Annotated in this window: 20 protein-coding genes and 1 tRNA gene; 6 read left to right on the top strand and 15 right to left on the bottom strand. The window is 34.8% G+C overall.

The genetic code is table 11. The features are described 5' to 3' along the window. The 10 genes from SJY30_RS11925 to SJY30_RS11880 all read right to left on the bottom strand — a co-directional run bounded on the left by SJY30_RS11925 (position 1) and on the right by SJY30_RS11880 (position 11,655). A complete protein-coding gene (locus SJY30_RS11925; RefSeq protein WP_396632400.1) occupies positions 1-945 on the bottom strand; it encodes a 2-hydroxyacid dehydrogenase in 945 nt (314 codons plus the stop codon). A gap of 10 nt (positions 946-955) precedes the next feature. Then, entirely contained in the window at positions 956-1,321 is a 366-nt protein-coding gene (locus SJY30_RS11920) for a cupin domain-containing protein (RefSeq protein ID WP_396632399.1), read from the bottom strand. Positions 1,322-1,417: 96 nt separating this feature from the next. Then, positions 1,418-2,770, bottom strand: a complete 1,353-nt coding sequence (gene mgtE / locus SJY30_RS11915) for a magnesium transporter (protein ID WP_036151544.1) — start codon at positions 2,768-2,770, stop codon at positions 1,418-1,420. Then, positions 2,757-3,623 (bottom strand): 16S rRNA (adenine(1518)-N(6)/adenine(1519)-N(6))-dimethyltransferase RsmA, encoded by an 867-nt coding sequence (gene rsmA / locus SJY30_RS11910; protein ID WP_396632398.1) that lies wholly within the window; start codon positions 3,621-3,623, stop codon positions 2,757-2,759. Before rsmA ends, mgtE begins: the two co-directional genes overlap by 14 nt. Positions 3,624-3,643: 20 nt before the next feature. Then, positions 3,644-4,276, bottom strand: a complete 633-nt coding sequence (locus SJY30_RS11905) for a DUF4286 family protein (RefSeq protein ID WP_396632397.1) — start codon at positions 4,274-4,276, stop codon at positions 3,644-3,646. A 75-nt stretch (positions 4,277-4,351) separates the two neighbouring features. Continuing rightward, positions 4,352-6,139 carry a tetratricopeptide repeat protein gene (locus SJY30_RS11900; RefSeq protein ID WP_396632396.1) on the bottom strand — a complete coding sequence of 596 codons (1,788 nt, stop codon included), beginning with the start codon at positions 6,137-6,139 and terminating at the stop codon, positions 4,352-4,354. 101 nt (positions 6,140-6,240) lie between these two features. Next, positions 6,241-7,797, bottom strand: a complete 1,557-nt coding sequence (locus SJY30_RS11895; RefSeq protein WP_396632395.1) for an amidase — start codon at positions 7,795-7,797, stop codon at positions 6,241-6,243. A 246-nt stretch (positions 7,798-8,043) separates the two neighbouring features. Beyond that, positions 8,044-9,315, bottom strand: coding sequence for a serine--tRNA ligase (serS, locus tag SJY30_RS11890; RefSeq protein ID WP_396632394.1), 1,272 nt, complete (start codon positions 9,313-9,315; stop codon positions 8,044-8,046). A gap of 79 nt (positions 9,316-9,394) precedes the next feature. Continuing rightward, complete coding sequence (locus SJY30_RS11885; RefSeq protein ID WP_396632393.1) at positions 9,395-10,726, bottom strand: HTTM domain-containing protein; 1,332 nt, start codon at positions 10,724-10,726, stop codon at positions 9,395-9,397. Between the two features lie 2 nt (positions 10,727-10,728). Next, complete coding sequence (locus SJY30_RS11880; protein ID WP_396632392.1) at positions 10,729-11,655, bottom strand: bifunctional riboflavin kinase/FAD synthetase; 927 nt, start codon at positions 11,653-11,655, stop codon at positions 10,729-10,731. Between the two features lie 53 nt (positions 11,656-11,708). Between SJY30_RS11880 and SJY30_RS11875 the strand changes: the two genes are divergently transcribed. Both SJY30_RS11875 and SJY30_RS11870 read left to right on the top strand, forming a co-directional pair. Further along, the gene (locus SJY30_RS11875; protein WP_396632391.1) at positions 11,709-15,473 is read left to right on the top strand and encodes a reprolysin-like metallopeptidase; all 3,765 of its coding nucleotides are present in this window, start codon (positions 11,709-11,711) and stop codon (positions 15,471-15,473) included. A 32-nt stretch (positions 15,474-15,505) separates the two neighbouring features. Next, the gene (locus tag SJY30_RS11870; RefSeq protein WP_396632390.1) at positions 15,506-16,156 is read left to right on the top strand and encodes a hypothetical protein; all 651 of its coding nucleotides are present in this window, start codon (positions 15,506-15,508) and stop codon (positions 16,154-16,156) included. On the opposite strand, the gene pth is transcribed toward SJY30_RS11870, so the two are convergent. From pth to SJY30_RS11855, 3 genes are all read right to left on the bottom strand, one after another. Beyond that, a complete protein-coding gene (pth, locus tag SJY30_RS11865) occupies positions 16,153-16,782 on the bottom strand; it encodes an aminoacyl-tRNA hydrolase (protein ID WP_396632389.1) in 630 nt (209 codons plus the stop codon). The two genes, SJY30_RS11870 and pth, sit on opposite strands and share 4 nt — an antisense overlap. Before the next feature lie 86 nt (positions 16,783-16,868). Further along, positions 16,869-17,501: a 50S ribosomal protein L25/general stress protein Ctc gene (locus SJY30_RS11860; protein WP_396632388.1), complete on the bottom strand. Its 633-nt coding sequence runs from the start codon at positions 17,499-17,501 to the stop codon at positions 16,869-16,871. A gap of 41 nt (positions 17,502-17,542) precedes the next feature. Beyond that, positions 17,543-18,484: a ribose-phosphate pyrophosphokinase gene (locus SJY30_RS11855; protein ID WP_396632387.1), complete on the bottom strand. Its 942-nt coding sequence runs from the start codon at positions 18,482-18,484 to the stop codon at positions 17,543-17,545. A gap of 191 nt (positions 18,485-18,675) precedes the next feature. Here SJY30_RS11855 and SJY30_RS11850 point away from each other — a divergent pair. Both SJY30_RS11850 and SJY30_RS11845 read left to right on the top strand, forming a co-directional pair. Beyond that, positions 18,676-18,758: transfer RNA gene (locus SJY30_RS11850), tRNA-Leu, on the top strand. A gap of 673 nt (positions 18,759-19,431) precedes the next feature. After that, complete coding sequence (locus SJY30_RS11845; protein ID WP_396632386.1) at positions 19,432-21,279, top strand: class I SAM-dependent DNA methyltransferase; 1,848 nt, start codon at positions 19,432-19,434, stop codon at positions 21,277-21,279. Here SJY30_RS11845 and SJY30_RS11840 read toward each other — a convergent pair. Together SJY30_RS11840 and SJY30_RS11835 are read right to left on the bottom strand one after the other, a co-directional pair. Further along, the gene (locus SJY30_RS11840; protein WP_396632385.1) at positions 21,243-22,076 is read right to left on the bottom strand and encodes a hypothetical protein; all 834 of its coding nucleotides are present in this window, start codon (positions 22,074-22,076) and stop codon (positions 21,243-21,245) included. The genes SJY30_RS11845 and SJY30_RS11840 overlap by 37 nt on opposite strands. Beyond that, on the bottom strand, positions 22,073-22,291 hold the full coding sequence (locus SJY30_RS11835) for a helix-turn-helix domain-containing protein (RefSeq protein ID WP_396632384.1): 219 nt from the start codon (positions 22,289-22,291) through the stop codon (positions 22,073-22,075). The genes SJY30_RS11840 and SJY30_RS11835 overlap by 4 nt, the downstream gene beginning before the upstream one ends. A gap of 303 nt (positions 22,292-22,594) precedes the next feature. On the opposite strand from SJY30_RS11835, the gene SJY30_RS11830 reads away from it, so the two are divergent. Both SJY30_RS11830 and SJY30_RS11825 read left to right on the top strand, forming a co-directional pair. Next, the gene (locus SJY30_RS11830) at positions 22,595-22,897 is read left to right on the top strand and encodes a helix-turn-helix domain-containing protein (protein WP_396632383.1); all 303 of its coding nucleotides are present in this window, start codon (positions 22,595-22,597) and stop codon (positions 22,895-22,897) included. A gap of 6 nt (positions 22,898-22,903) precedes the next feature. Beyond that, positions 22,904-24,115, top strand: a complete 1,212-nt coding sequence (locus SJY30_RS11825; protein ID WP_396632382.1) for a DUF5906 domain-containing protein — start codon at positions 22,904-22,906, stop codon at positions 24,113-24,115. Positions 24,116-24,137 lie beyond the last annotated feature (22 nt).

Raw genomic sequence — 24,137 nt, 5'->3', positions numbered from 1 at the left:
TCACTCTAAAAATTTTGCTTTCACTTTGTCTACTACCGTTTGGGCCAGTTTTATTTTGCTTTCTACCGTCCAACCTGCTACGTGTGGTGTTAGAATCACTTGGTCAGAATCAATTAGATATTGAAATGCTTCAGGTAAATTGTTATCTGTAAACATATTTTCAAAAGAGGCTTTTTCATACTCCAGTACATCTAAACCTGCACCAAGAACTTTTCCTGATTTTAAGGCATCAACCAGATCCGTAGTTACAATGCATTTGCCTCTGGCCGTATTTATAATCCAAATAGGATTATTGAATTTTTCTAGAAACTCAGCATCGACCATACCAATGGTCAATTCGGTTTGTGGTACATGTAGACTAACAACATCAACTCTATTTTGGAATTCCATAATGCCTACTTGGCGTGCGTTTTCATCTTCTACACCTCCTTGTATGTCATAGCAAATAACCTCTTCTACATCAAAACCTTTTAGTTTTTTAGCAAAGGCTTTTCCCATATTACCATAACCAATGATACCTACTACTTTGCCTTCTAGCTCTATACCACGGTTACCTTCACGATCCCATTTGCCATTTCTAACTTCCTTGTCGGCGGTATTTAATTTATTAAATAGTGATAAAAGCATGCCTAAGGTATGTTCACCAACGGCATTACGATTGCCTTCTGGTGCAGCAGCTAGAAAAATACCTAAAGATTTTGCGTGTTTTGTGTCGATATTTTCTAAACCTGCGCCTAGTCTACCTATAAATTTCAAGTTTTTGGCTTTTTCTAAAAATGCAGCATCTATAGAAAATCTACTTCTAATTATGAGTCCGTCATAGTCTTCGATTTTGGCTTCGATCTGTTCTTTGGTCGAGTTATAATCTTCATCGTTCTGAAAACCTAATTCAGCGAATTGTTCAATAATCAATGGGTGATTTATATCTACGTGTAATACTTTCATTTATGCTTAATTATATTTCGGGGTAATCTGTTTTTGTTTTTTCGTCTGCAACGTTGCCCGTATGGGCAGTACTTAACTTTTCAAAAAGCATGACGTGTACTTCTTCATCGTTCTTCGTTATTGGGCAATGTTCAATGCCTTTGGGGACTATAATAATCTCTCCTTGTTGTACTATTTCCGTACGGTCTCTAAATTGCATGTGCAAAGTACCTTTTACTACTTGAAAAAGCTCATCTTCATTGTCGTGTGAATGCCATACAAATTCACCTTTCAGCTTTGCCAATAAAACCTGCATATTATCTACAACACCTATTTGATGTGGATGCCAATGCCCATTTACCAAATCATATTTTTCTTTAAGATTAATGCTTTTCATGGGCGTATATATTTGATTCTAAATTTGCATTGAAAGGAATTTAATAGAGTAATATACGGAAAGCCACAGTATTCTAAAAAGAAGAGTAGTAGTTTATTATATGCCCAAAATTAATTTGGCGATAGAAAAGTAGATTAAAATACCGAAAATGTCATTGCTTGTGGTAATGAATGGTCCGGTTGCAATTGCGGGATCGATACCTCTTTTGTCTAAAAATAATGGCACGAAAGTACCTATGAATCCGGCAACAACAATCACTGCAATAAGTGAAATGGAAATTGCCAATGAGGTAAGGAAATCTCCCTTCCAAATCCATGTAAAAATCAATAATAAACAAGAAAGTATAACGCCGTTCAACAATGCCAAAAGCATTTCTTTGATTAATCTGCTACTTATACTTCCTTTAATATCGTCATTTGCCAAACCTTGTACTATTATGGCGCTAGATTGCACACCAACGTTACCTGCCATTGCAGCTATTAATGGTGTAAATAGAAAGAGTACCGTGTATTCACGAAACATTTCTTCAAAACCACCCATGATCAGAGCGGCACCTGCACCACCAAATAGACCTAAGATCAACCATGGTAAACGCGCCCTTGTAAGATCCCAAATACTATCATCAGCTTCTACATCTTGAGATATACCGGCTGCCATTTGGTAATCTCGCTCAGCTTCTTCTTTGATGACATCAACAATATCATCAATAGTAATACGACCTACCAATCTGCCAATTTCATCAACTACAGGTATGGCTTCTAAATCATACTTACTCATGATTCTAGCAACTTCTTCTGGGTCTTCATTAACGTTGACAGAATCTACATTTTTTATAAAAACATCTTTAATATGTGTTTTGGTTGAAGTGGTCAATAGATCTTTTAACGATAACCGGCCTTTTAGCTTGTCTTCGTCATCTACCACATAAATAGAATGTACGCGGGTTACATTTTCTGCCTGCGTGCGCATTTCTTTAACGCAAGTAAGCACATTCCAGTTTTCATTGACCTTTACGAGCTCTTTTGCCATAAGACCACCTGCGGAATCATCTGCATATCTTAAAAGATCAACGATATCTTTTGCGTGTTCTCTATCTTCAATTTTAGAGATAACGTCTTGTATTTGGTCTTTAGGTAACTCGCCAATAATATCTGCGGCATCATCGGTGTCTAGCTCCTCTAATTCGCCGGCAATTTCTTTTGTAGATAGACTGCTTAATATAGCTTCACGAACATCTTCATCTAACTCTGTAAGAACATCGGAAGTTTTATCGCTGTCCAATAATTTAATTAGATAGGTAGCTTTGTCCTTATCCAATTCATTAATGATTTCAGCAACATCGGCATAATGCACAGTACTCAACATAGCGTTTAGTTCAGTATCATTGCTTTGTTCAATGAGCTGTTCTATCTCTACTACAAGTTCTTCTGTAAGCTTAAAGGGTGTCATCCGCTATTTTGTTCGTCAATGCTATAAAATCGTCAACCGCCAACTGTTCAGGTCTAAGGTCAAATATAGTATCTTCTCTTAGATTATCTGATAATGAAAATGTTTTTAAACTGTTACGTAATGTCTTTCTGCGTTGATTGAAAGCGGTTTTTACTACTCTATATAATAATTGCTCGTCACAAGAAAGTTCAAAGTTGGTTTTACGTGTTAATCTTAAAACACCTGACTGTACTTTTGGTGGTGGGTCAAAAACATCTGGTTCTACCGTAAAAAGGTATTCGGCATCGTAAAAAGCTTGAACTAAAACTGATAAAATGCCATATGCTTTACTGCCTTCTGCTGAACAAATACGCTGCGCAACTTCTTTCTGAAACATCCCTGAAAATTCAGGTATTTGATTTCGAAGCTCCAACATTTTAAAGACGATCTGTGTAGATATATTGTATGGAAAGTTACCGGTAATACCAAATTGCTCATCACCGAACAAAGTAGAAATATCAAAGTTTAGAAAATCTGCTTCTATCACTTTAAAAGAACCATCGCCCTCAAATGCCTTTGGGTGTTCTAACGGGAAAGTTTCGTTTAAGTACGTAATGGACTCCGTATCCAAATCCATTGCTACTAAATTGCTATCTCGCAAAAGTAGGTATTTGGTTAAAACGCCTGTTCCCGGACCTATTTCTATGACATTTTTATAATCTTGCTGTAATAGTGTTTCGGCAATTTGTCTGGCAATGTCTTCATCTTTTAAAAAATGCTGACCTAAGTGTTTCTTCGCTTTTACAGGACCTTTTTCATGATGCTTTTTATGAGCATACTTATCACCTTTGTTCTTCTTTCTTTTCGTTCCCATAAATCTCTTTTAGCGATAGTTTATTTTGCTATATACGCCCAAGCTTTTTTCCCCGATGCCAATTGAATCTCAATTCTTTCGTATGCTTCACCTTCGTATCTATCTGCTTTATGTAATTCTTGATGAGATAGTGTATAAACTTGACCTTTGATTGAATCTTCTTTTGATCCTGTGTGTTGCAGTGTAGGGTAGAGGTCGGCTACTTTTATATCTGATATTGTATATAATGGTAATTCGTCTTCAAATCCGTTTAAAGGTCTTGCGAATACCCCCAATTGTACTTCTCTTTCCTGTAAAGTTCCATAGGTAAATAAATAGTGCGTTGCTGTGGCTCTTTGTACAAAGAACTCATCTACTACTTCTAATTCTGTTTTAAAAGAAACCAACTGACCTGCAAATTTCTTTTGAATACTTTCTATTAGCGCCGGTGCATCCTCTTCATAATATCTGTCTAAAGTAGCTTTGTCTGGTACGGTGTATTGAACTGAATAGGTATAGCCACCCATATCTTCTTCTACCAAAACTTTAGTGAATTTTGCGCTTAAGAATTTACCAGTTGAAAGAACTTGTGGTATGTGCGTTTCTTTCATCCATTGCAGCCAAGTATCATGGGCCGTTTCTTCTATATTGGTGGTAACGTTATATATGTACATGTATTATTTCAAGTTCTATTTGAATTGCAAAGTTAGTTCAACTAGGGCTTAAAACGAATTAGATAGGTAGCGATTTTAATTTATGGCGTCTCCCCTTAAAATTCTAAAGTTTTTTCGTGCTTCAGGAAAGTAATAGCTGTCTTGATAATTGTAGATGATTTTCTCGTACTGCTCTTTTGCCTTTATGGGGTCATTGAATTCTTTACGGTAAAGTTCGCCCAGTGCATAATAAGCGTCATCGGCAAGAATACAATTGCCATAAAATGTGATGATTTTTTGATAGTTTAATTGGGCGTCTTCGTATTTCTTTTGTTTTTCAAATAGTCGTGCTTGTTTTAAAAGTGCCTCGTCTTCAATTTTTTCACCCTTATGATTTTCTAATATATCTCCCAAAGCGGTAATGGCTTCATCGGTTTTATTTTGATAGGCCAAGAAATCTGCTCTCGCATATTTTTTTAAGGCAGTTTGCGTGGAATCTTCCAACGAATTGTCCGATATCAAAAGGCTCAACTGCATAGCGTCATTTGCGATGAGCTGAGAAGTAGAACTTCGTAGTACTTTTAATTGGGTTAATGCCCAATCGAAATCTCCTTTGTAAAAACTTGTTTGTGCTACTTTATAACGTGCGTCTTGACCAAGTACATCGTTTTTTAATTTTTGCTGAATCTGAGAAAAATAGATAAGTGCTTCATTAAACTTTTTGTCATACACCAAAATATCGCCTAGTGCCAGTTTTAAATATGCAGTACCTCTATCGCTTAATGGTAATTCCAAACTATTCTTTAGCAGTTTTTCTGCTGGTGCGGGATCGTTCTTTTTAAACGTAAGAAAATTTGCATAGGCAACTTGCAGCTGTAATGATTGCGATTTATATCCGTAAACATCTACAAGAGCGTCGTACTTTTTATGAATAGCATCTAACTGTCCGTTTGTAGCATTTCTTAAATCAATATCAATAAGGTTTAGTTCTGCATCTAATTGCGTAATCTTATTACTGGTGTTCTCAATGATGTAACCGTAGATATCTTTTGCGGTGTCATATTCTTCATTATCCAAGGCATCGTTGCCTAAATTCTCCAATCTTGTGGTAGAGCTGCCGTTCATGCGTTTAAAAATGGCTTTTTCTTGCCTAAACGCACTACCGTATTGCTTTTGCTGAACAAATAACCAACTTAAAAGTTCATTCCAAAGAACATCTGGGTTTTTCTGTGCACGCTCTAGTAATACCTTTTTTAATAGGATGTTATTTTTATCCGTTGCATCTTCAGAGATAAAATCATCTATACTTCTTAAAATATTAGATTTAGAGGTTTTGCCATCAATAACAAGATTGAGGTATGAGTTGTACATGGCTTCAACATTACCTTGCTCTCCATATATTCTGGCAAGTTGAAAATTGAAGTTTAAAGCAGGATTCAATTCCATTGAATTTTTAAAAGCTTTAATCGCTAAGTCCAGCAGACTGTATTTTTGAAAATGAAGACCTAAGGCGTAACCGTAATTAGGGTTTTTAGGGATAACATCTAACGCCTTATCATAATACGTTTGTGCCATTTGTTCATTATCCTGTAACTTGTAGTTATAACCTAGATCAATTAATAATGTGGGATAGGGGTTTCGGTCTTTTAAACGCTGATTTAAAAAATCTTCAGCATCTTGGTAGCGTTCTAATTGCTGGTAGCAAGCAACTAAATCTTGAACGTATTCCGTTCTTCTAGGGCTTTTTTCTACTAGTTTTTCATAAAAAACTACGGCTTTTTCAAAATCACCATCAGCAAAATATTGCTTCGCCAAGAAATCATCCTGGGCAAAGCCGAATGTTGACAGAGCTAAAAATGTAATTATGAAAAAGGTAAGGCGCATAATCAAAGATACATAGAATGCAGTAAGTTGTTGTTAAGACTATCGTAACTAGCCTTGTATTTCAAAGGAGATTCAACAACTTCAGTATTTAGCAATATTATTTAATTGGACTTTGAATTTTTGAGTACAGGTTTTTTTCTGTGTTTGGTGCCCTGTTCATAAGAATAGGTAAGGCCTATTAAAACAGGCTCATCATACATTCTGCCTAAAAACTGAAGTCCCGTAGGTAAATTTTTACTTGTAAAACCCATAGGGACGGTAAAAGCTGGCTGTCCTGTATGCGGACTAATAATTTGACTATTGTCTCCCTTATATTCTTCTTGGAATTGATTAATTGGTGCTGGGGGGTTGTTCCATGATGGATATACTATTGCATCTAGTTGTAAAGAATCCATCATATTTTCAATTGCCTCTCTAAAAGCAACTCTGCGTATATCTGTGTAGGCATCTAAACAGGGAATATCTGAATCTTCCCATCTTCCATTGTGGGCGGCATTTCTAATTAATCTTTCTCTCGCAAAATCAGACTTGCTTCCTGCTTCAATAATATCTTCAATAGTTTTTAGTGAATCATTTTTAACGTAATCTGATAAAAAAGTCTCGACATCTGTTCTGAATGTTGCACACCATTGGTTCTGTCTTAAATTTTGAAAATCAGGTACGTTCACCGAATCGATGACCGAAGCTCCTAAAGAGTCTAATTGGACAAGTGAATTATTAAATAATTGATTTATTTCAGGATGCGGATTGTCATCACTTAAGGTTCTTAGAACACCTATTCTAGAACCTTTCAGGGCATCTTTTTTAAGAAATTGTGTGTAATCTGTTGGTGTCTTCCCTTCTGAATATGTTGTAAGTGGGTCTTTAGGATCTATACCAGCAATAACTTCTAAAACTTTAGTTGCATCTTCAACAGAACGGCACATAGGGCCGACTACATCATTTCTCAAATAAAGCGGAACAATTGCGCTTCTACTTACTAACCCTAGGGTGGTTCTAAACCCTACTAATGCATTATGCGAAGACGGACCTCTAATGGAATTTCCAGTATCTGTTCCTAGTCCTATAGTTCCAAAATTAGCAGCGATCGAAGCACCGGTGCCACCACTAGATCCAGCAGGTACATAATTGGTGTTATATGGATTTCTAGTTGTACCAGCTGTTGAACTTTCGCTATGCATAGGGCTAAATGCCCATTCTGCCATGTTAGATTTTGCAATAATTATAGCACCGGCTTCAACAAGTTTTTTAATGATAAACGCATCTTCTTCAGGTATATAGTTTTGCAGTGCTAGTGAACCTGCAGTAGTAGGTAAACCTTCTGTATTGATATTATCCTTAACAATTAGCGGTATGCCGTGTAAAGGACGTAAAATGCCTGTTCGCTGGTATTCTTCATCAAGTTCTTTTGCTATTTTTAGCGCTTTTGGGTTGATCACAGTAATTGCGTTTAAAGTGCTATCATAATTTTTAATTCTTTCAAGATAGGTATTCACTAGCTGTTCACTATTGAAGGTCTTATCTTGATATGACATATGTATATCGGAAATGGTTAATTCTTCAATATTTATCTCTTTTTCTTTTATACTTTTTTCATCAGAGCAGCCAAGAAAAATTATACTTATAAGTAATAAACAGCAATTGAATTTGAAATTCATAATGAAGAAGGTTTTAAAATTTTGTCAATTTATGTTTCTAATGAAAATTGAACCTTCTACTAAAATAGTGAATATAGATGTGGTTAGGCGGTAGCATTAGTAATGAAAAGTTGATTTTATCATTTCCATATTTTTAGCTATATTTTTTTAATATAAAACGCCGTACAACAGAGGTTGTACGGCGTTTTATTCAATACTATATATTAGCAAAATCTCTCCGTTACTAAAAAGCAACACTTTTAGAAATTAATCAATCATATCAAAACCACAATAAGGTACTAATACATCCGGTATTTTAATGCCGTCTGCAGTTTGATAATTCTCTAGAATCCCCGCCAAAACACGTGGTAAGGCTAAAGAGCTACCATTTAATGTATGAGCTAGTTGATTTTTTCCGTTTTCATCTTTAAAACGTAATTTTAATCTATTAGCCTGGTATGTTTCAAAGTTAGAAACAGAGCTTATTTCTAACCATCTGTCTTGTGCAGTTGAGAATACTTCAAAGTCAAACGTAAGTGCGGCTGTAAAGCCTAAATCACCACCACATAGTCTTAGAATTCGGTATGGTAATTTTAATTCTCGTAGAATGTTCTTTACGTGATCAACCATACCATCTAAGGCATCGTATGATTTAGTAGGGTGTTCTACACGTACAATTTCTACTTTATCGAATTGGTGCAGACGATTTAAACCACGCACATGTGCGCCATAACTACCTGCTTCTCTTCTAAAACATGGAGTATACCCCGTATAGGTAATAGGGAAATCACTTTCCTTTACAATAACGTCTCTAAATATGTTAGTTACAGGAACCTCTGCCGTTGGTATCAAATAAAGGTCGTCTGCTGTTACATGGTACATTTGACCTTCCTTGTCTGGCAATTGACCTGTGCCATAACCAGATAGTTCGTTTACCAAATGTGGCACCTGAATTTCAGTATAACCTGCTTCGGTATTTTTATCCAAGAAATAAGTGATTAAAGCGCGTTGCAAACGGGCACCCTTACCTTTGTAAACCGGAAAACCGGCTCCAGCGATTTTAACACCTAATTCAAAATCTATGATATCATATTTCTTCGCCAACTCCCAATGCGGTAGGGCATCTTCAACCAATTTAGGAATATCACCTTCGCTGAAAATTTCCTCATTGTCCTCTTCAGTAGAACCTTTTTTTACAGAAGCATGAGGTGCATTCGGTAATTGGTAAAGAAGGTTTTGTAGCTCTTCTTCTGCGGAGTTTAAATCCTCTCCTAATTGTTTAGATTCTTCTTTTAGCTTTACTGTCTGTTCTTTTAATAAATTTGCTTCTTGAACTTTTCCAGTTTTGTACAAAACACCGATTTCTTTGGAAATTTTATTCGATTCTGCCAAAACGTTGTCCAAACTTGTTTGGGCAGCACGTCTGTTTTCATCTAATTGAAGCACTTTTTCAATTAAGGGTTGTGCATCAATATTTCTTTTTCCAAGGGCAAGGATAATATCTTCTTGATTATCTCTTATGGTCTGTATTTGTAACATTATTAAATTGTATTTGACTGCAAATTTACGTTAATCTTATATTTATAGCAGATACTTTTGGGGACTAAACACGTTTTAGTTAGTTTTTAGAGTTCCCGATGTTAGAGGGGAGAATCCAGTCGTGATGTTTTGTTTGGTACCATGTCTCTGCCGCCAAATCAGTTTTAGCGTCTATAAAGGGAACATATGGTTTGCGATTGATACTGATTTTAGAGTTTTCTAGGTATACCGAAACGTTTCTATCTTCTTGTTTAAACTCCTTTTTTAAGTATTGGGCAAACTGCCAAGCAAAATCCGGGTAGGCAAATATTTTGCGTTCTTGACCTCTAGACACATAATCTTTAGGTTTTATGATGAACTCTTCTTTAGTGTCATTGTCAACTACTTTATATCTGCCTTTACCCTGTCTACTACGTAGCATCATTCGCCAGCTCATTCTATGACCTTCTTCACTCCACAGCACATCATCTTTAATGGCATGGTGTCTTACAGGTAATACTAATTGAATTATGAAGTAGATAGTTGCTGTTACTAGCATTGTGTTGCTGTAAATTGGTGTTGTAGAATAGGATGATACAAATGCCGGTTTCGTCTTGAAGAAAATCTTACGAATGGTTTCTGGCTCAAAAAAGAAAACACTGAAGGCAATGGATAAATAAGGGAATATGCCAATCTGAAATATGATGGAATTGAATAGATGAAAGAAAAGTGAGATGAAGAAAGCCGCTTTCCTTGTTGGTTTCCAGAGTAGGGCGGGTACAATAAGTAAATCAAACAGAATGCCAACGGATCCAATAATACTATGTATCCAAGGTTCTTGTAAAATAGCACCAACTAACCAATAACTTTTTTTAGAATGCATTAATACAGCTATGGTACTAAAATCAAGCCAATCTCCATACATTTTAGCAATTGAGGCGTATACGTAGACGATAAACAATTGAAGCACTACTACCCATTTTACATAGGCGTACATTGAATTGCTTTCTAGTTCGGGTTTCATTTTTACATCATAGGACCGGCTTCTTTCCGCAGGAAAAAAACACATTATCAATGCTATTAATATGAGTAAGTAGTAATGATTGTTATAAGCCGTTTTTTGCATTAAATATGTTGCAGTCCACAGCACGGTAAATGATATGATACTTAATCGATATTTGAACCCTACGGCAATGAAAAGACCTAGTAACCCCATTAATACAAAATAGAAATACATGCCGTTACCGGGCAGTGGCTGTAGAAATTCAAAATCTATAAAAGGGAAAGTGTACTTGGGGGAGATTAAATTCCGCTTTACCCAACCAGTAGCAATAGCGCCAAAGCATTCAAGAGAAACGAGTATGCCAAAAAATATGCGAAAGATAATTAATGGGCTATTATCTATACGTTGAAATAATAACCTGTTGAGCATATTTACCGATTAATGTATTGAAGCGATTTTTCTTTGTCTTTTGCTAATTGTGCTTTGAGAGCATCAACAGATTCAAATTTATGCTCATCTCGTAAACGAACCAAAATATTAACTTGAATTTTTAAGTCGTACAAATCACTATCAAAATCGAAATAATTAATTTCTATGGATTTTTCCGTGCCATTTACGGTTGGGTTATACCCTATATTCATCATACCATAAATAACTTTATCGTTCAAGATACTGTTTACAATGTATGCACCGTTTTTAGGTATTAGCTTGTAATCTTCAGCTATTGAAAGGTTCGCTGTTGGGTATCCCAATTGTTTACCAATCCCTTTACCCTTAATGATTGTTCCGGTAAGCATATATTCATAGCCTAGGTAGCTATTCGCAGTTTCAATATCACCGTCTTCTAATGCTTTTCTGATTTTTGTTGAACTTACAGATACATCGTCAATTTCTTGGGCAGGTATCTCATCTACCGTAAAATCATAAGTGCTTCCAAATGTAATCAAATCAGTGATGTTGGCATTTCTATTGCGACCAAATCTATGGTCATACCCTATAATTACTTTTTTGATCTTTAATGTATTTACGAGCATATCGCGAACAAATTCGGTTGCTGTAAGTCTAGAGAATTCTTTGGTAAAAGGATGAATAATAAGTATGTCAAGACCAAGTTTCTCCAAGATGCGTATTTTTTCCTCTATGGTATTCAATAATTTTATATTGGTGTCTTTTTGTAACACCATTCTTGGGTGCGGAAAAAATGTAAGTACCGAAGATTTTAATTCGGTATTCTTGGCATGGTTTATGATTTTATTAAGTATTTTCAAGTGACCTATATGCACGCCGTCAAAGGTGCCTATGGTAATGACCGTAGGGTGTTCTTCTTTGTATTTAGAAATGTTGCGGACTGTAATCACCTGTGATAGAAAATAAAAAGACTTATATTTGATTTTGAGTTAAAAGCCTCTTAATGATTGCAAAATTACGCCTTGTTTTTACAATTACCATAGTATTTCTTTCCTTTTCCGGTTTGGCTCAAACTGCATATTGGAAAAATACGGAATTAAACAATACGGCTAAACAATTCACTAAGCAGCAGTTACGAGTAAATAAAGGAACTGCGTTTACCCTTGATCAGCAACAGTTTTTACGGGCACTTACAAAGAACGAATCTTCTATAATTATTGATTTTCCAGATGAAACCGGTAAATTAATTCCGTTTTTAGTGGAAGATGCACACCTTTTTTCAAAAGGACTTTCCCTTAAATACCCATCTATAAAATCTTATAAAGGTATTGCCTTGCACGATGCTACTAAACAGATTCGATTTAGTATTTCGGATAGGGGGATACAAAGTACCATGATGACTTCTGGGGAAAACGGAGCTTTGTTTATGCAAAAATCTGCTGATGACACCTATGTTTTGTATCGTAGAACAGATCAAGATGAACGCGATGTGGATTTTGTATGTAAGACTGTACCCGAGATCAAAGAATATTCGCAAAATCTTACGGCTAAACTGGTAGATGATCAAACGTTAAGAAAATTTAGGGTCGCTATCTCGGCTTCAGGGGAGTATACGGAGTTTCATGGTGGCACAAAGGCAGATGCTCTTGCAGCAATTAATGCTACGCTAACAAGAATCAATGCCGTATTTGAACGCGATTTGGCGATTACCCTTGAGTTGATAGATAATACCGATCTTGTAATTTATACAGATCCAGATACAGATCCTTATACGGGTAGTTTAAGTAGTCAAGTACAAAATACATTAACAAGTGTAATTGGTGAGGCCAATTACGACATCGGGCATCTTTTTAATCAGCAGGATAATACATTAGACGGTAATTCAGGTTTTATTGGTGCCGTTTGTACAGATAGTAGAAAGGGTAGTGGTTATACCACTTTATCCTCACCTGTGGGTGATGCTTTTGATATTGATTTGGTTGCGCATGAAATGGGACACCAGTTTGGGGCAAATCACTCTTTTTCACATATTTCAGAAGGTACTAATGTACAAGTAGAGCCTGCTAGTGGTACTACGATTATGGGGTATGCAGGTATTACCGGTGTAAATAATGTCGATTCTAACAGTGATGATTATTTTCACTACGTCAGTATAGTTCAGATAAGGGATTACCTTGAAACTATTTCATGTGGAGAGACAGAGATTCTTACCAATAACCCTCCAACAATTACTCCTTTAACAGATTACGTGATACCAAAAGGTACACCATTTGTGCTTACAGGTGAGGCCACCGATGTTGATGCCACAGACGTATTAAGCTATACTTGGGAACAGATCGATAACGGTATAGTTACACAAGCTACATTTGGACCGGATAATCCTGCAGGGGCTAATTTTAGATCATTGCCGCCTAAACTAACCTCAGAACGATATTTTCCTAATTTAAATAGAATTTTAAATGGTGAATTAACGCAAACAGTACCGACCTCGGGCTCTGCTTGGGAAACGCTGTCTAATGTTGGTCGTGATTTAAACTTTTCATTGACCGTTAGAGATAATGCCTTAAATGGCGGACAGTCAGATTCTGATGAAATGACGGTAACTGTAAGTAACGAAGCAGGTCCTTTTTTAATAAGTTCGCAAGCTACAGAAGAGTCTTTTGAAGCTGGCTCTATACAAACCATTACTTGGGATGTTGCCAATACAGATATATCACCCGTAAACACTGAAACTGTTTCCATATTTTTATCTACTGATAGCGGTGTCACTTTTCCTGTTGTGCTAGAAGAAAATACTTTGAACGATGGTAGTCAGACTATTATCATACCAAATATAACTACTAGTACAGGGCGTATTATGATCAAGGCAGATGATAATATTTTCTTTGCTGTCAATGATGCTAATTTTTCTATTACTCCATCAGAAGTCGTGCTTAATTTTGACGAGTTGGTTTTTGATATTTGTAAGCCCGATGATTTAAGTATTGATTTCACTTATGAAACTGATTTGGGTTTCGATGAAGAAAGTACGTTTAGTGTGCTTGATTTACCTATAGGTATCACGGCAACTTTTACACCTGCAGTTGCTGATGCTGACGATACGTTGGTTACTGTTGATTTTGAAGGTATTTCTACCGTAGACGCCGGTATTTACCCTATTAGGGTTGTGTCTAGCTCAGATACGGTTACAAAAGAAATCACATTACAGTTAAGAATTTATGACGATGAATTTGAAGAAGTAGTTCTGGTTTCTCCTATAGATGGTTTTGAGAATGCCTCTACAGACGTGATGCTGGAATGGGAAACATCTATAGGGAATACACTATACGATGTTGAAATTGCAGCTGATGCTAGTTTTACAACTATTATAGAATCAAATACTGTTAACGGTAGTTCGTTCTTACCAACGCTAGTGGATAACAATAGCACTTATTTTTGGAGGGTAAAACCAAAAAACGATTGTGGGGAAGGTGTTTTTAGTGCTCCTTTTAGCTTCTCTACGGTACAATTTAATTGCACTACAAAAAGTGCTACAGGTACGCCGATCGCGATATCAAGTAGCGGTACACCGGTGATTACATCTAAAATCGTGTTTTTTGAGGATTTACCTGTTGCGGACATCAATGTGCAGCTTGATATAGAACATACCTTTTTGGCTGATTTAGTAATTAGTCTTACTTCACCTACTGGTACTACGGTAACCTTGGTTTCTAATTCTTGTGGAGATTCACGTGATATCAATGCGACTTTTGATGATGATAGTGCGGCATTTAACTGTTCTGTAAGTCCGGGGATTAGTAGTTCGGTAAAACCATTGGGAAGTTTAAGTTCATTTAATGGTGAATCGATTCTTGGCGAGTGGACATTAGAGGTTAAAGATAACGCCCCTTCTGATGGTGGGAGTTTAAATTCATTTGTTCTTGAAGCTTGTGTAGAGGGTGAATTTAGACCAGATGCAGATAATGATGGAGTATTCGATGATGGTGATGATTTGTGTTTAGGTACTCCGGCTGGTCAAGAGGTAGATGCTTCTGGTTGTGCTATTTACCGTTTTCCGGAAGAGAACTTTATTGTTAGCTTAGAAAGTGAAACCTGTAGAGATAATAATGACGGTTCTTTATCTATAGTTCCCAAATTGGCACTTGATTATCAAGTAGTAGTTGTTGGTAACGGATTAAATCTAACCCAGAACTTTTTAAATGCGTTCAATTTGGCTAATCTGGAATCTGGGACATATACTTTGTGTATAACCGGAACTGATGGTGTAATAGCGTACCAAGAATATTGTGTTGAGGTGCAGATTACAGAACCTTCAGCGTTAAGTGTAACTTCCAAAGTTGCAGTAGATGGCTCTCAGGTAACGCTTGAAATGAATGGTTCTTCTTTTTATACAGTTGAATTGAACGGTGTAGCTGTGCAAACGGAAGAATCAACGATAGCATTGGATTTGAATAAAGGATTGAATACATTGAAAGTGTACACCGATATACCTTGCCAAGGTGTTTATGAAGAACAGATTGGTTTTTATGTAGAACCGGTAGTGTATCCAAATCCCGTGAGAGATATTGTTGAGGTGTATTTAGGTGCGCAACAGGAAGAAGTAATTGTAAGTGTTTTTAGTGCGGATGGAAGGTATATTTTTAATAAGAAGATTATGGTGATCGGTGGGGTAATGCAGCTTGATTTGAGTTCGCTTTCTACGGGTATTTATTATTTGAAGTATGAGGGTAGAACTATTAAAGGAACTTCTAAAGTAATTAAAGAATGATGCGTTTTTTAGTGCTTATAATATGTTTGTTTATGGCTGTGACCAGCTGTAAAAAGAAAAGTGCGGCGAACCCACCAGAAGCGGTTCTTTTGGTGTTTCCTGAGGAAAACTCTGAGTGCACTACAGGTGTCAGCTTAGGAGAGGAGACCAGTCAAGTAGAGTTTAGGTGGAATTTAGCTGATAATACGGAGACCTATGAATTGCGTGTTACCAATATAGAAACAAGTACTGTACAGACAATTGTATCAGCTTCTAGTTCGGCTAAACTACCCTTGGCTAAAGGAGCACAATTTTCTTGGTTTGTACGTTCTAGAAATAGTGAAGTAGCAGAAACTGTTTCTAGTCAAGAATGGTATTTTTATAATTCCGGATCCAGATCCACATTTGCACCATTTCCTGCAACTATAATAAGTCCCGCTTCTTCAGATAACGTATTCAAGGATATTAATAACGAGGTGGAGCTATCGTGGTCTGCGTCTGATTTAGACGATGATATTGCTAGCTATGAAGTATATTTCTCTGTAGAAACACCGCCAATAGATCTAATTAGGGAAGTATCTGCCACCGTAACAAGTGTAAACGTTTCAGTAACATCAGATACTGTCTATTACTGGAAAGTCATTGTAATTGACGAAGAGGGTAATAGATCGGATACCGGGGTGTATTCCTTTAAAGTACTTTAAGAATTGTTAAATTGATTCATGGTTCTTGCTATTCCGGCAAGTGCGAACGAATTAATAATTTCTGTAGATTTTTTTAAACGTTCAGGCATTAAAGCTTTTTCCTCATCGTTCCATTGTCCCAAAACATACTCCACCTGTCTGCCTTTGCCAAAATCTGCTCCCACACCAAATCTATACCTATTGTAAAGAATAGTTTGAAGAAACAGCTCTATATCCTTTAATCCGTTATGGCCGCCATTGCTTCCCTTTGTTTTTATGCGAATAGTTCCAAAAGGTAAATTGATATCGTCGGTTATCACTAAAACATTACTTTGAGGAATTTTTTCTTTATCCATCCAATACTTTAAAGCTTTACCGCTGCGGTTCATATAAGTAGATGGTTTAAGGCAAATAATTGTTCTGCCTTTAATTTTATATGATCCTATATCACCAAGTTTAGCGGTTTCAAAAGTAAAGTCATTTACTTTGGCTACTTCGTCCAGTACTTTAAAACCTATATTATGACGGGTTTCTGTATATTCCTCTCCTATGTTGCCAAGGCCAACGATTAAAAATTTCTTCATGGGGTCTTTCTCTTCTGTAATTATGTTCTGGTTATTAAAAAGAGATTTTAAAAACTGGAACATGGGTAGTTTAATTTAGGGTGTAAAAATACAAAAGCATCCTGATACAAGTACCAGGATGCTTTAATGTATAATTTAGACTTTTAAGACTATTCTTGAGCAGCTTCTTCAGATGCACCTTCTGCACCTTCAGCTCCTTCTTCTCCTTCTTCATCTTCATCATCGGTCACAACAGCGGTACGAGCAGTTTTAACTTGTACAACAACTTGACTTTCTGGGTGTAAAATAGTGAAATCTTCACTCACCAATGACGCTACAGAAATATTTTGACCGATTTTCAATTTAGAAATATCGACGTTAAAGAAATCTGGTAATTTACTTGGTAGAGCTTTAATAGCAAGTTTACGTTTTCTGAACAATAAACGTCCACCATTACGTACACCTGGAGAATTTCCTTCTAATGTTACAGGAATATTCATAGTAACCATTTTATCATCGAATAATTGATAGAAATCAATATGGATGATGGCATCTGTTACAGGGTGAAACTGAATATCTTGCATGATAGCTTTAACCGAAGTTCCGCCATCCAATTCAATTGCAACTGTGTGTGCATTTGGAGTGTAAACCAAATCTCTGAACGCTAGTTCATCTGCTGAAAAGTGTAATGGTTTATCCCCTCCGTATACCACGCAAGGAACCTTTCCAGCATTACGTAGGGCTTTCGTTGCCTTTTTGCCCACGCTTTCTCTTTCTGATCCTTTAATTGTAATTGCTTTCATTATATATATAAAAAATTAATATTCTTGTTTTGCTTCTAATCTTACATTAAGAACTTAGAAGATATAGAGTTATTGTTATGAACCTTATCCATTACCTCGGCAAATAGATTGGCACAGGTCAATACCTTTACTTTATCACTCTTAACTTCAATAGGAATAGAATCTGTAATGATCAATTCGGTAAGCTTAGAGTTTTCGATCTTTTCATATGCATCGCCAGATAATAAACCGTGTGTGGTAATAGCTCTAACGCTAATAGCACCACGCTCCATCATTAAATCTGCTGCTTTGGTTAAAGTTCCTGCGGTATCAACCATGTCATCCACAAGTACAACGTTTTTGCCCTGTACATCACCTATTAATTCCATATGTGAAATTACATTGGCTTTGGCTCTTTGTTTGTAACATACCACAACGTCGCTATCCAAAGCTTTAGAGTATGCATAAGCTCTTTTAGAACCACCCATATCTGGAGAAGCAATAGTAAGGTCTTTTAAACCTAAGTTTTTTAGATATGGTAAAAACAATGTAGATGCAAACAGATGATCTACTGGCTTTTCAAAGAAACCTTGTATTTGGTCTGCATGCAGATCCATGGTGATAATTCTAGTAGCACCTGCTGTTTCAAGCATTTTAGCAACCAGTTTGGCTGCAATTGGTACTCTAGGTTTGTCTTTTCTATCTTGTCTTGCCCAACCAAAGTATGGCATTACCGCAGTAATGTGTCTTGCAGATGCTCTTTTTGCAGCATCTATCATCAATAACATTTCCATTAAATTTTCTGGACCAGGATGTGTAGAACCTATAATGAAAATTCGTGTTCCACGAATAGATTCTTCAAAAGAAGGCTGAAACTCCCCATCACTGTAGCGAGAAAAAGATATCTTACCTAATTCCGTTCCGTAAGCCTTAGCGATTTTCTCGCCTAAGATTTTACTTTGTGTACAAGCAAATATTTTCGGTTGTGGAACTTGGTATGGCATGTCTTTCTAATTGTTTTCCAAACAGTTGCTTCAATAAAGTATTGAGTCTTTTGTTTTTAAGGAGGTGCAAATTTAAAAATTAAATTTGGTTGCTAATGCATAAATCTTGATATTTTTGGTGTTGGAAAGAAAATAATTATTTAGTTTTGCAGTCCTGTTTTACAGGATGTCGTTTCTTAACGATAAAATATGCTCGAGTGGCGGAACTGGTAGACGCGCTGGATTCAAAATCCAGTTCTTCGGAGTGCGGGTTCGATTCCCGCCTCGAGTACCACAAACCCCTGAAATCATCTGATTTCAGGGGTTTTTTTATTTTATAGGGCAACGTTTAGGGCAACTTATTTCTGAAAATGGATTCTCAATTGAAACTTAAGGCTCTTTTTTGTGATTCGAATTGGATTTTTCTTTTATTCAATTAAAAAATAATTCATGCTATGTAAATAATCTAAAATGTTTATAATATTGCATTATTTATCAAAGAACTTCCAATTTTAAATATCTAAGGAGAGTTTAAAATATTTCATAATAGCCCTTAAAAAGACTTTTAATCCAACGAATAGGTAATAGAAAGACTTTAACAGCCAAAAATAGTATCAAATATTTAAATATTCTTTAGTAAATACAAAAGTTGTGTATTTAACTTTAAAGGATGAGATACATTAAAATAACTAAATTAACATAGTATCATTTGAAAGCACGTAATATTTATTTAAAAAGGAAAATTTTATAACAATTTTTAATATTTAGAAATAGTGATTGTATTAAATGTTCAAGTAAAGGAAAATTTTATTATCCATTAGCTGAAAACCAACCGCAAATTTCTATTTTTTGAATACTAAAATTCAACACTTCAAAAACCAAAAGAGAATAATTTTCGTAACTCAAAGATTTGGAGAATCAAAGGTAAAAGTTTAATTTTGTTACTTATAGTCAACAAAAAAATATTAATGAATAAAATAATAATAAGTGAATTAATTAATTCTTATGAGATAAACCTCATTGAGAAACATCTCATTTATTCTTTTCTTCAAATCAATAATTTAGATTTAGACAAAAGTCCGATAGTTTCCGCATTATTTAAAAATTTTAAAACTGAATCAGAAGTATATGTACTTGTTTCAAAACTTGATATTAAAGATTTAAAGCTTTTAGAAAATTATCTTGAGCTTTTAATTCCAAAGAACGATCGAAAAGTAAATGGAGCATTCTTTACTCCAACATATATCGTTGACTTTATAATTAAAGAAATTTCTCCAAAAAATAATGATAAATGTTTAGATCCAAGTTGTGGCTGTGGAGCATTTTTAATCGGTTTAGTAGAATATTATAAAAAGACTTATAAAAAAAGTATAAAGAAAATTATTAGAGAAAATATCTTTGGTTCCGATATATTAGATTATAACATAAAACGCTCCAAAATTATTTTATCCCTTTTCGGGCTTTTAAACGATGAAATAATTCAAGAGTCAGACTTCAACATCTATCATCAAGATAGCTTAAAAGCAAATTGGAATAATCAATTTGAAGCTATTGTTGGAAATCCACCTTATGTTAAGTTTCAAGATTTAAGTGACGAAAATAGACTATACTTAATAAATAATTGGAAAAGTATTGAAAAAGGAACTTTCAATTTATATTTTGCATTTTTTGAATTAGGTTATAAATTATTGTCCAAAAATGGAAAGCTAGGTTATATTACTCCAAATAATTATTTCACTTCGTTAGCAGGTTTGTCACTTCGTCAATATTTTTTGGAAAAAAAATGCGTAACAAGAATCGTTGATTTTAGATATAAAAAAGTTTTTGATGCACAAACTTACACAGCTATTACTTTTGCTAATAAAAAGATTAATAAATCAATTTTATTTGATAAAATTGATGATGAACAATCTTGTTCTGAATTTTTAATTTCTGCAAATGGGTCTCCGAATTTTTTGGAAAATTTAGAAGTTAATAAATGGAGATTATTGAAAAAAAATGAACAAGAAAACATTAGAATTATTGAGACTATTGGAACTCCAATAAGTCAACTTTTTAATATTGCTGTTGGAATTGCAACCTTAAAGGATGAAGTCTTCTTTGTTGATTCTGCAAACGAAAAAAATGGTTACTTAACGAAAACGACAGAGAACGGAACTTTTTTAATAGAAAAGGAAATTACAAAACCTGTTTATAAGATTTCTAAATTTAAAAGCCAAAAAGATATTGAAAAAAATACTTTAAGAATTATTACTCCTTATCATACTAGTTCTAAAAATGCTGTTCCAATATTGGAAGAAAAGTTTAAAGTAAAGTATCCTAAATGCTATGAGTTTTTACTATCTGAAAAAGAAAAATTAGAAGGACGCGGGAAAGGAAAAAAAATATTCTCTCCATTTTACGCTTGGGGAAGAACACAAGGGATTACTAGATTTGGAAAAAAAATAATAAACCCTACATTTAGTAAGCATCCAAGATTCTTATTTGTTCCAGAAGAGGATGCTTATTTTACAAATGGTTACGGAATTTACTTTAATAAAAAAAATAAAAACTATTTTTCTAAAGAAGAAAATTTATTCGTGGTTAAAAAAATACTTAATTCAGCTATTATGGATTATTACGTAAGTACTACCAGTATTTCTATTCAAGGAGGGTTTCCTTGTTACCAAAAGAACTTCATTGAAAAATTTAGTATTCCAGAATTTACAACAGAGGATATAGAAATATTTGAGGCATTAACAGATCAGACGAAAATTAATAATTTCCTTATTGATAAATATCAAGTTAATATTCCTGTACCAAATCTTTTATCATAAACCATTTTCAGTCTATCTACAAAACCATCATAACTTAAATTTGTCATATCGGCAGTTGAGCCAGGTGGTAAAATACCATCAGCAATTAATTCTGCATTGTTTTTATAAATCTTAACCGGAGTTTGAGAGAAATCAGCTAATATTAATGCTACTCTTTCGTATTTAAAGTCATCATCTCTTTGATTATTTCTCATATTCAAGGCAGCGAAACCCTTAATGTATCTTTCAATATACCGTCCAACTGAGGCTGTATGTGGTTTATAAGCTACATTTCTTAAAGCAACCTGTCTAGAATCTAGTTCTCTAACAGAAAGTAAATAAACTTCTCCCAAAACCATTTTGGGAAGTCTTCTATGAAGATTTAATGGCTCTGCATAAGTTCTTTCATACATTGTATCAATATTATTGCCAATACTACTTAACTGACTTCTTACATTAATAGAAAGAATATGTTCTGTAAACAATTCACCATAAGGTTCGGTTACGCCAGTTGCATATAATCCATTAAAACCCAAAGGTTCGGTTAATTGTGGTTTATTATTTGGAAAAACACAAATATCTTGCTTTTTAAATTTCAAAAAACCTGCTAATGTTTTTTCTCCGTTTGATTGTCCTAGTGGTGGATGTATTAAAGCAGCATCAATACCAATACTTATAAGAGAACTCTTAACTACTTCATGCAGTAAGTTTATAACTCCTTGAGATCTAATAACCGAAGTCTTTCCTGTTGTGCCATTGGTTGTAATAGCATTCTCTACGGTTGATTTAATATTATCTACGCAATCTTGTAATGTCATTTAAATATTTTAGAGTTGAAAAATGTTACCAAGTTTTCTCCTAATGCTATGGCAATTTTTTCAATATTAACAATTGAAATATTTCTTTGCCCATTTTCTACACTAGCTATATAACTTCTATCTAAATCAGAACTATAAGCCAATTCTTTTTGAGACATTTTGTTAATCTCTCTCAATTCTTTGATCCGGTTACCTATTTTAGATTTTATATCCATCAATGTAAATTTGAGAATTTGTTGACTATAAATCAAAGACTATAAGTAACAACCTAAATAAAAGCAATACGAAAGCCATAAAAATTTACAACTTACACTAGCTAATGCTAAGCCAAAAGAATAATAAAACACTATTGCAATAAATTTTTTAAATAGACTTGGAAGTATAGAAATAATATTTAAATCTAAAATCTATTAGATTTATATAAATTTCTCCCAATCCCCCAACCTCATTGAGTTGGGTTTTTATTACTCTAGATAGATTGAACCTTTGTAAAGTATAACACTAAATAAAGTTCAATTATGTCAAACTCTATTCTATTTGGTTTCAATAAAAAAGATTTAGAACGTACCGTTCGCTTAGTAATCGATGAAGTTCGTAAAACGGAAATTATTGAAAGTAATTCTAACCTCCCCAAAGAAGACCGTCTCACCCAAAAAGAAGCCGCCCAGTTTCTAGGTATTTCTGTAACCTCACTTATAGCTTGGAAGAAAAAAGGACATGTGCCTTATTTTCAAATTGGCAGATCTATCTTCTTTTCTAAAAGTGAACTACTTGCTTTGGCAAGAAAGAACAACAGTTTAATCAAGTCTGCAAGAAAATAGAGTGCTATGAAAAAGAAAGCACCCTATTTAAGAATTGGAACCGTTTATCACAAACATATTGATAAACCATTAATTTCAGGTGATACCACACCCATTATGGTACGCTGGAATAAGGATACCATTGTAGCTGATCATGGTAAAGATTATTTGTCCGTTATTCCTAAACTAGATGGATTTTGCTGTATACCCGATCATTTGAACTATCAGCAAATACTAGGTACTTTTTATAATACCTATCATGAGTTGCCACAAAAACCAAAAAAAGGTAGTGTAGAGAAATCTTTAGATTTTGTGAAGCACATCTTTGGCGAGCAACACGAACTAGGTTTGGACTATTTGAAGCTCATTTTCGTGAAACCTACTCAGATATTACCTATACTTTGTTTGGTAAGTAAAGAGCGAGGTACCGGAAAAAGTACGTTCATTAAATGGCTTAAAGCCATTTTCGGTGAGAACATGACCTATATAAAAGGGGATAGCTTCTCCAGTCAATTTAATGCCGATTGGGCTAGTAAAACCATAATAGCTGTAGATGAAGTTTTCTTTGATAAAAAAGAAATTACCGAAAGGCTTAAATACCTCTCAACAACAGATAAAGATAAGGTGGAAGCTAAAGGGAAGGACAGGGAAGAAATTGAATTCTTTGGCAAATTCATTCTATGTAGTAACAACGAAGATACTTTCATTCTAATAGATAGTGATGAGATACGGTTTTGGGTTCGCAAGGTGATACCTTTTAAAACAGAGGATACCGAGTACTTAAGCAAGCTATACAAAGAAATACCTGCCTTTCTTCAATACTTAATCGACAGACCATTTAGCACGCCTAAAACCACCCGTATGTGGTTTACACCTAAGCAGCTTAAGACTGAAGCATTACAAAAACTGGTATGGCTTAATAATAATGAAATAGAGCGTGAGATGATATTCTTGTTCTACGAGCTGTTTGACTCATTTGCCGAAGATCAATTAAAAGCAACACCTAGAGAAATTGTTTCGAATTTAGGGAAGTCACGCAAGAAGTATTTTGCCATGAATGATATTCGAAAGATTCTAAAAAAGAAATGGAACCTAACACCTTCTAACAATGCTAATTCTTATCAAGGTTTTGAATATACCAGTTATGGTGAATTTGTTCAGATAGATCGTAAAGGGAGATACTTCATCATTCAGAAAGAGTACATACTTAAAATTTATGATGAAATGATGATAGAGTGATTTTTCTAATTGAAAATCAATT

This window comes from Maribacter sp. R86514 (assembly GCF_044597005.1).
In the GTDB taxonomy this organism is placed as follows: Bacteria; Bacteroidota; Bacteroidia; order Flavobacteriales; family Flavobacteriaceae; genus Maribacter.
Note: the sequence above shows the minus strand (reverse complement) of the source record. Positions and strands in the feature narration are given on the sequence as shown.

What these genes read in the sequence shown, in the direction of transcription:
- SJY30_RS11925 (WP_396632400.1), bottom strand. Translation starts at nt 945, where the DNA reads ATGAAAGTATTACACGTAGATATAAATCACCCATTGATTATTGAACAA.
- SJY30_RS11920 (WP_396632399.1), bottom strand. Translation starts at nt 1,321, where the DNA reads ATGAAAAGCATTAATCTTAAAGAAAAATATGATTTGGTAAATGGGCAT.
- mgtE (WP_036151544.1), bottom strand. Translation starts at nt 2,770, where the DNA reads ATGACACCCTTTAAGCTTACAGAAGAACTTGTAGTAGAGATAGAACAG.
- rsmA (WP_396632398.1), bottom strand. Translation starts at nt 3,623, where the DNA reads ATGGGAACGAAAAGAAAGAAGAACAAAGGTGATAAGTATGCTCATAAA.
- SJY30_RS11905 (WP_396632397.1), bottom strand. Translation starts at nt 4,276, where the DNA reads ATGTACATATATAACGTTACCACCAATATAGAAGAAACGGCCCATGAT.
- SJY30_RS11900 (WP_396632396.1), bottom strand. Translation starts at nt 6,139, where the DNA reads ATGCGCCTTACCTTTTTCATAATTACATTTTTAGCTCTGTCAACATTC.
- SJY30_RS11895 (WP_396632395.1), bottom strand. Translation starts at nt 7,797, where the DNA reads ATGAATTTCAAATTCAATTGCTGTTTATTACTTATAAGTATAATTTTT.
- serS (WP_396632394.1), bottom strand. Translation starts at nt 9,315, where the DNA reads ATGTTACAAATACAGACCATAAGAGATAATCAAGAAGATATTATCCTT.
- SJY30_RS11885 (WP_396632393.1), bottom strand. Translation starts at nt 10,726, where the DNA reads ATGCTCAACAGGTTATTATTTCAACGTATAGATAATAGCCCATTAATT.
- SJY30_RS11875 (WP_396632391.1), top strand. Translation starts at nt 11,709, where the DNA reads ATGATTGCAAAATTACGCCTTGTTTTTACAATTACCATAGTATTTCTT.
- SJY30_RS11870 (WP_396632390.1), top strand. Translation starts at nt 15,506, where the DNA reads ATGGCTGTGACCAGCTGTAAAAAGAAAAGTGCGGCGAACCCACCAGAA.
- pth (WP_396632389.1), bottom strand. Translation starts at nt 16,782, where the DNA reads ATGTTCCAGTTTTTAAAATCTCTTTTTAATAACCAGAACATAATTACA.
- SJY30_RS11860 (WP_396632388.1), bottom strand. Translation starts at nt 17,501, where the DNA reads ATGAAAGCAATTACAATTAAAGGATCAGAAAGAGAAAGCGTGGGCAAA.
- SJY30_RS11855 (WP_396632387.1), bottom strand. Translation starts at nt 18,484, where the DNA reads ATGCCATACCAAGTTCCACAACCGAAAATATTTGCTTGTACACAAAGT.
- SJY30_RS11845 (WP_396632386.1), top strand. Translation starts at nt 19,432, where the DNA reads ATGAATAAAATAATAATAAGTGAATTAATTAATTCTTATGAGATAAAC.
- SJY30_RS11840 (WP_396632385.1), bottom strand. Translation starts at nt 22,076, where the DNA reads ATGACATTACAAGATTGCGTAGATAATATTAAATCAACCGTAGAGAAT.
- SJY30_RS11835 (WP_396632384.1), bottom strand. Translation starts at nt 22,291, where the DNA reads ATGGATATAAAATCTAAAATAGGTAACCGGATCAAAGAATTGAGAGAG.
- SJY30_RS11830 (WP_396632383.1), top strand. Translation starts at nt 22,595, where the DNA reads ATGTCAAACTCTATTCTATTTGGTTTCAATAAAAAAGATTTAGAACGT.
- SJY30_RS11825 (WP_396632382.1), top strand. Translation starts at nt 22,904, where the DNA reads ATGAAAAAGAAAGCACCCTATTTAAGAATTGGAACCGTTTATCACAAA.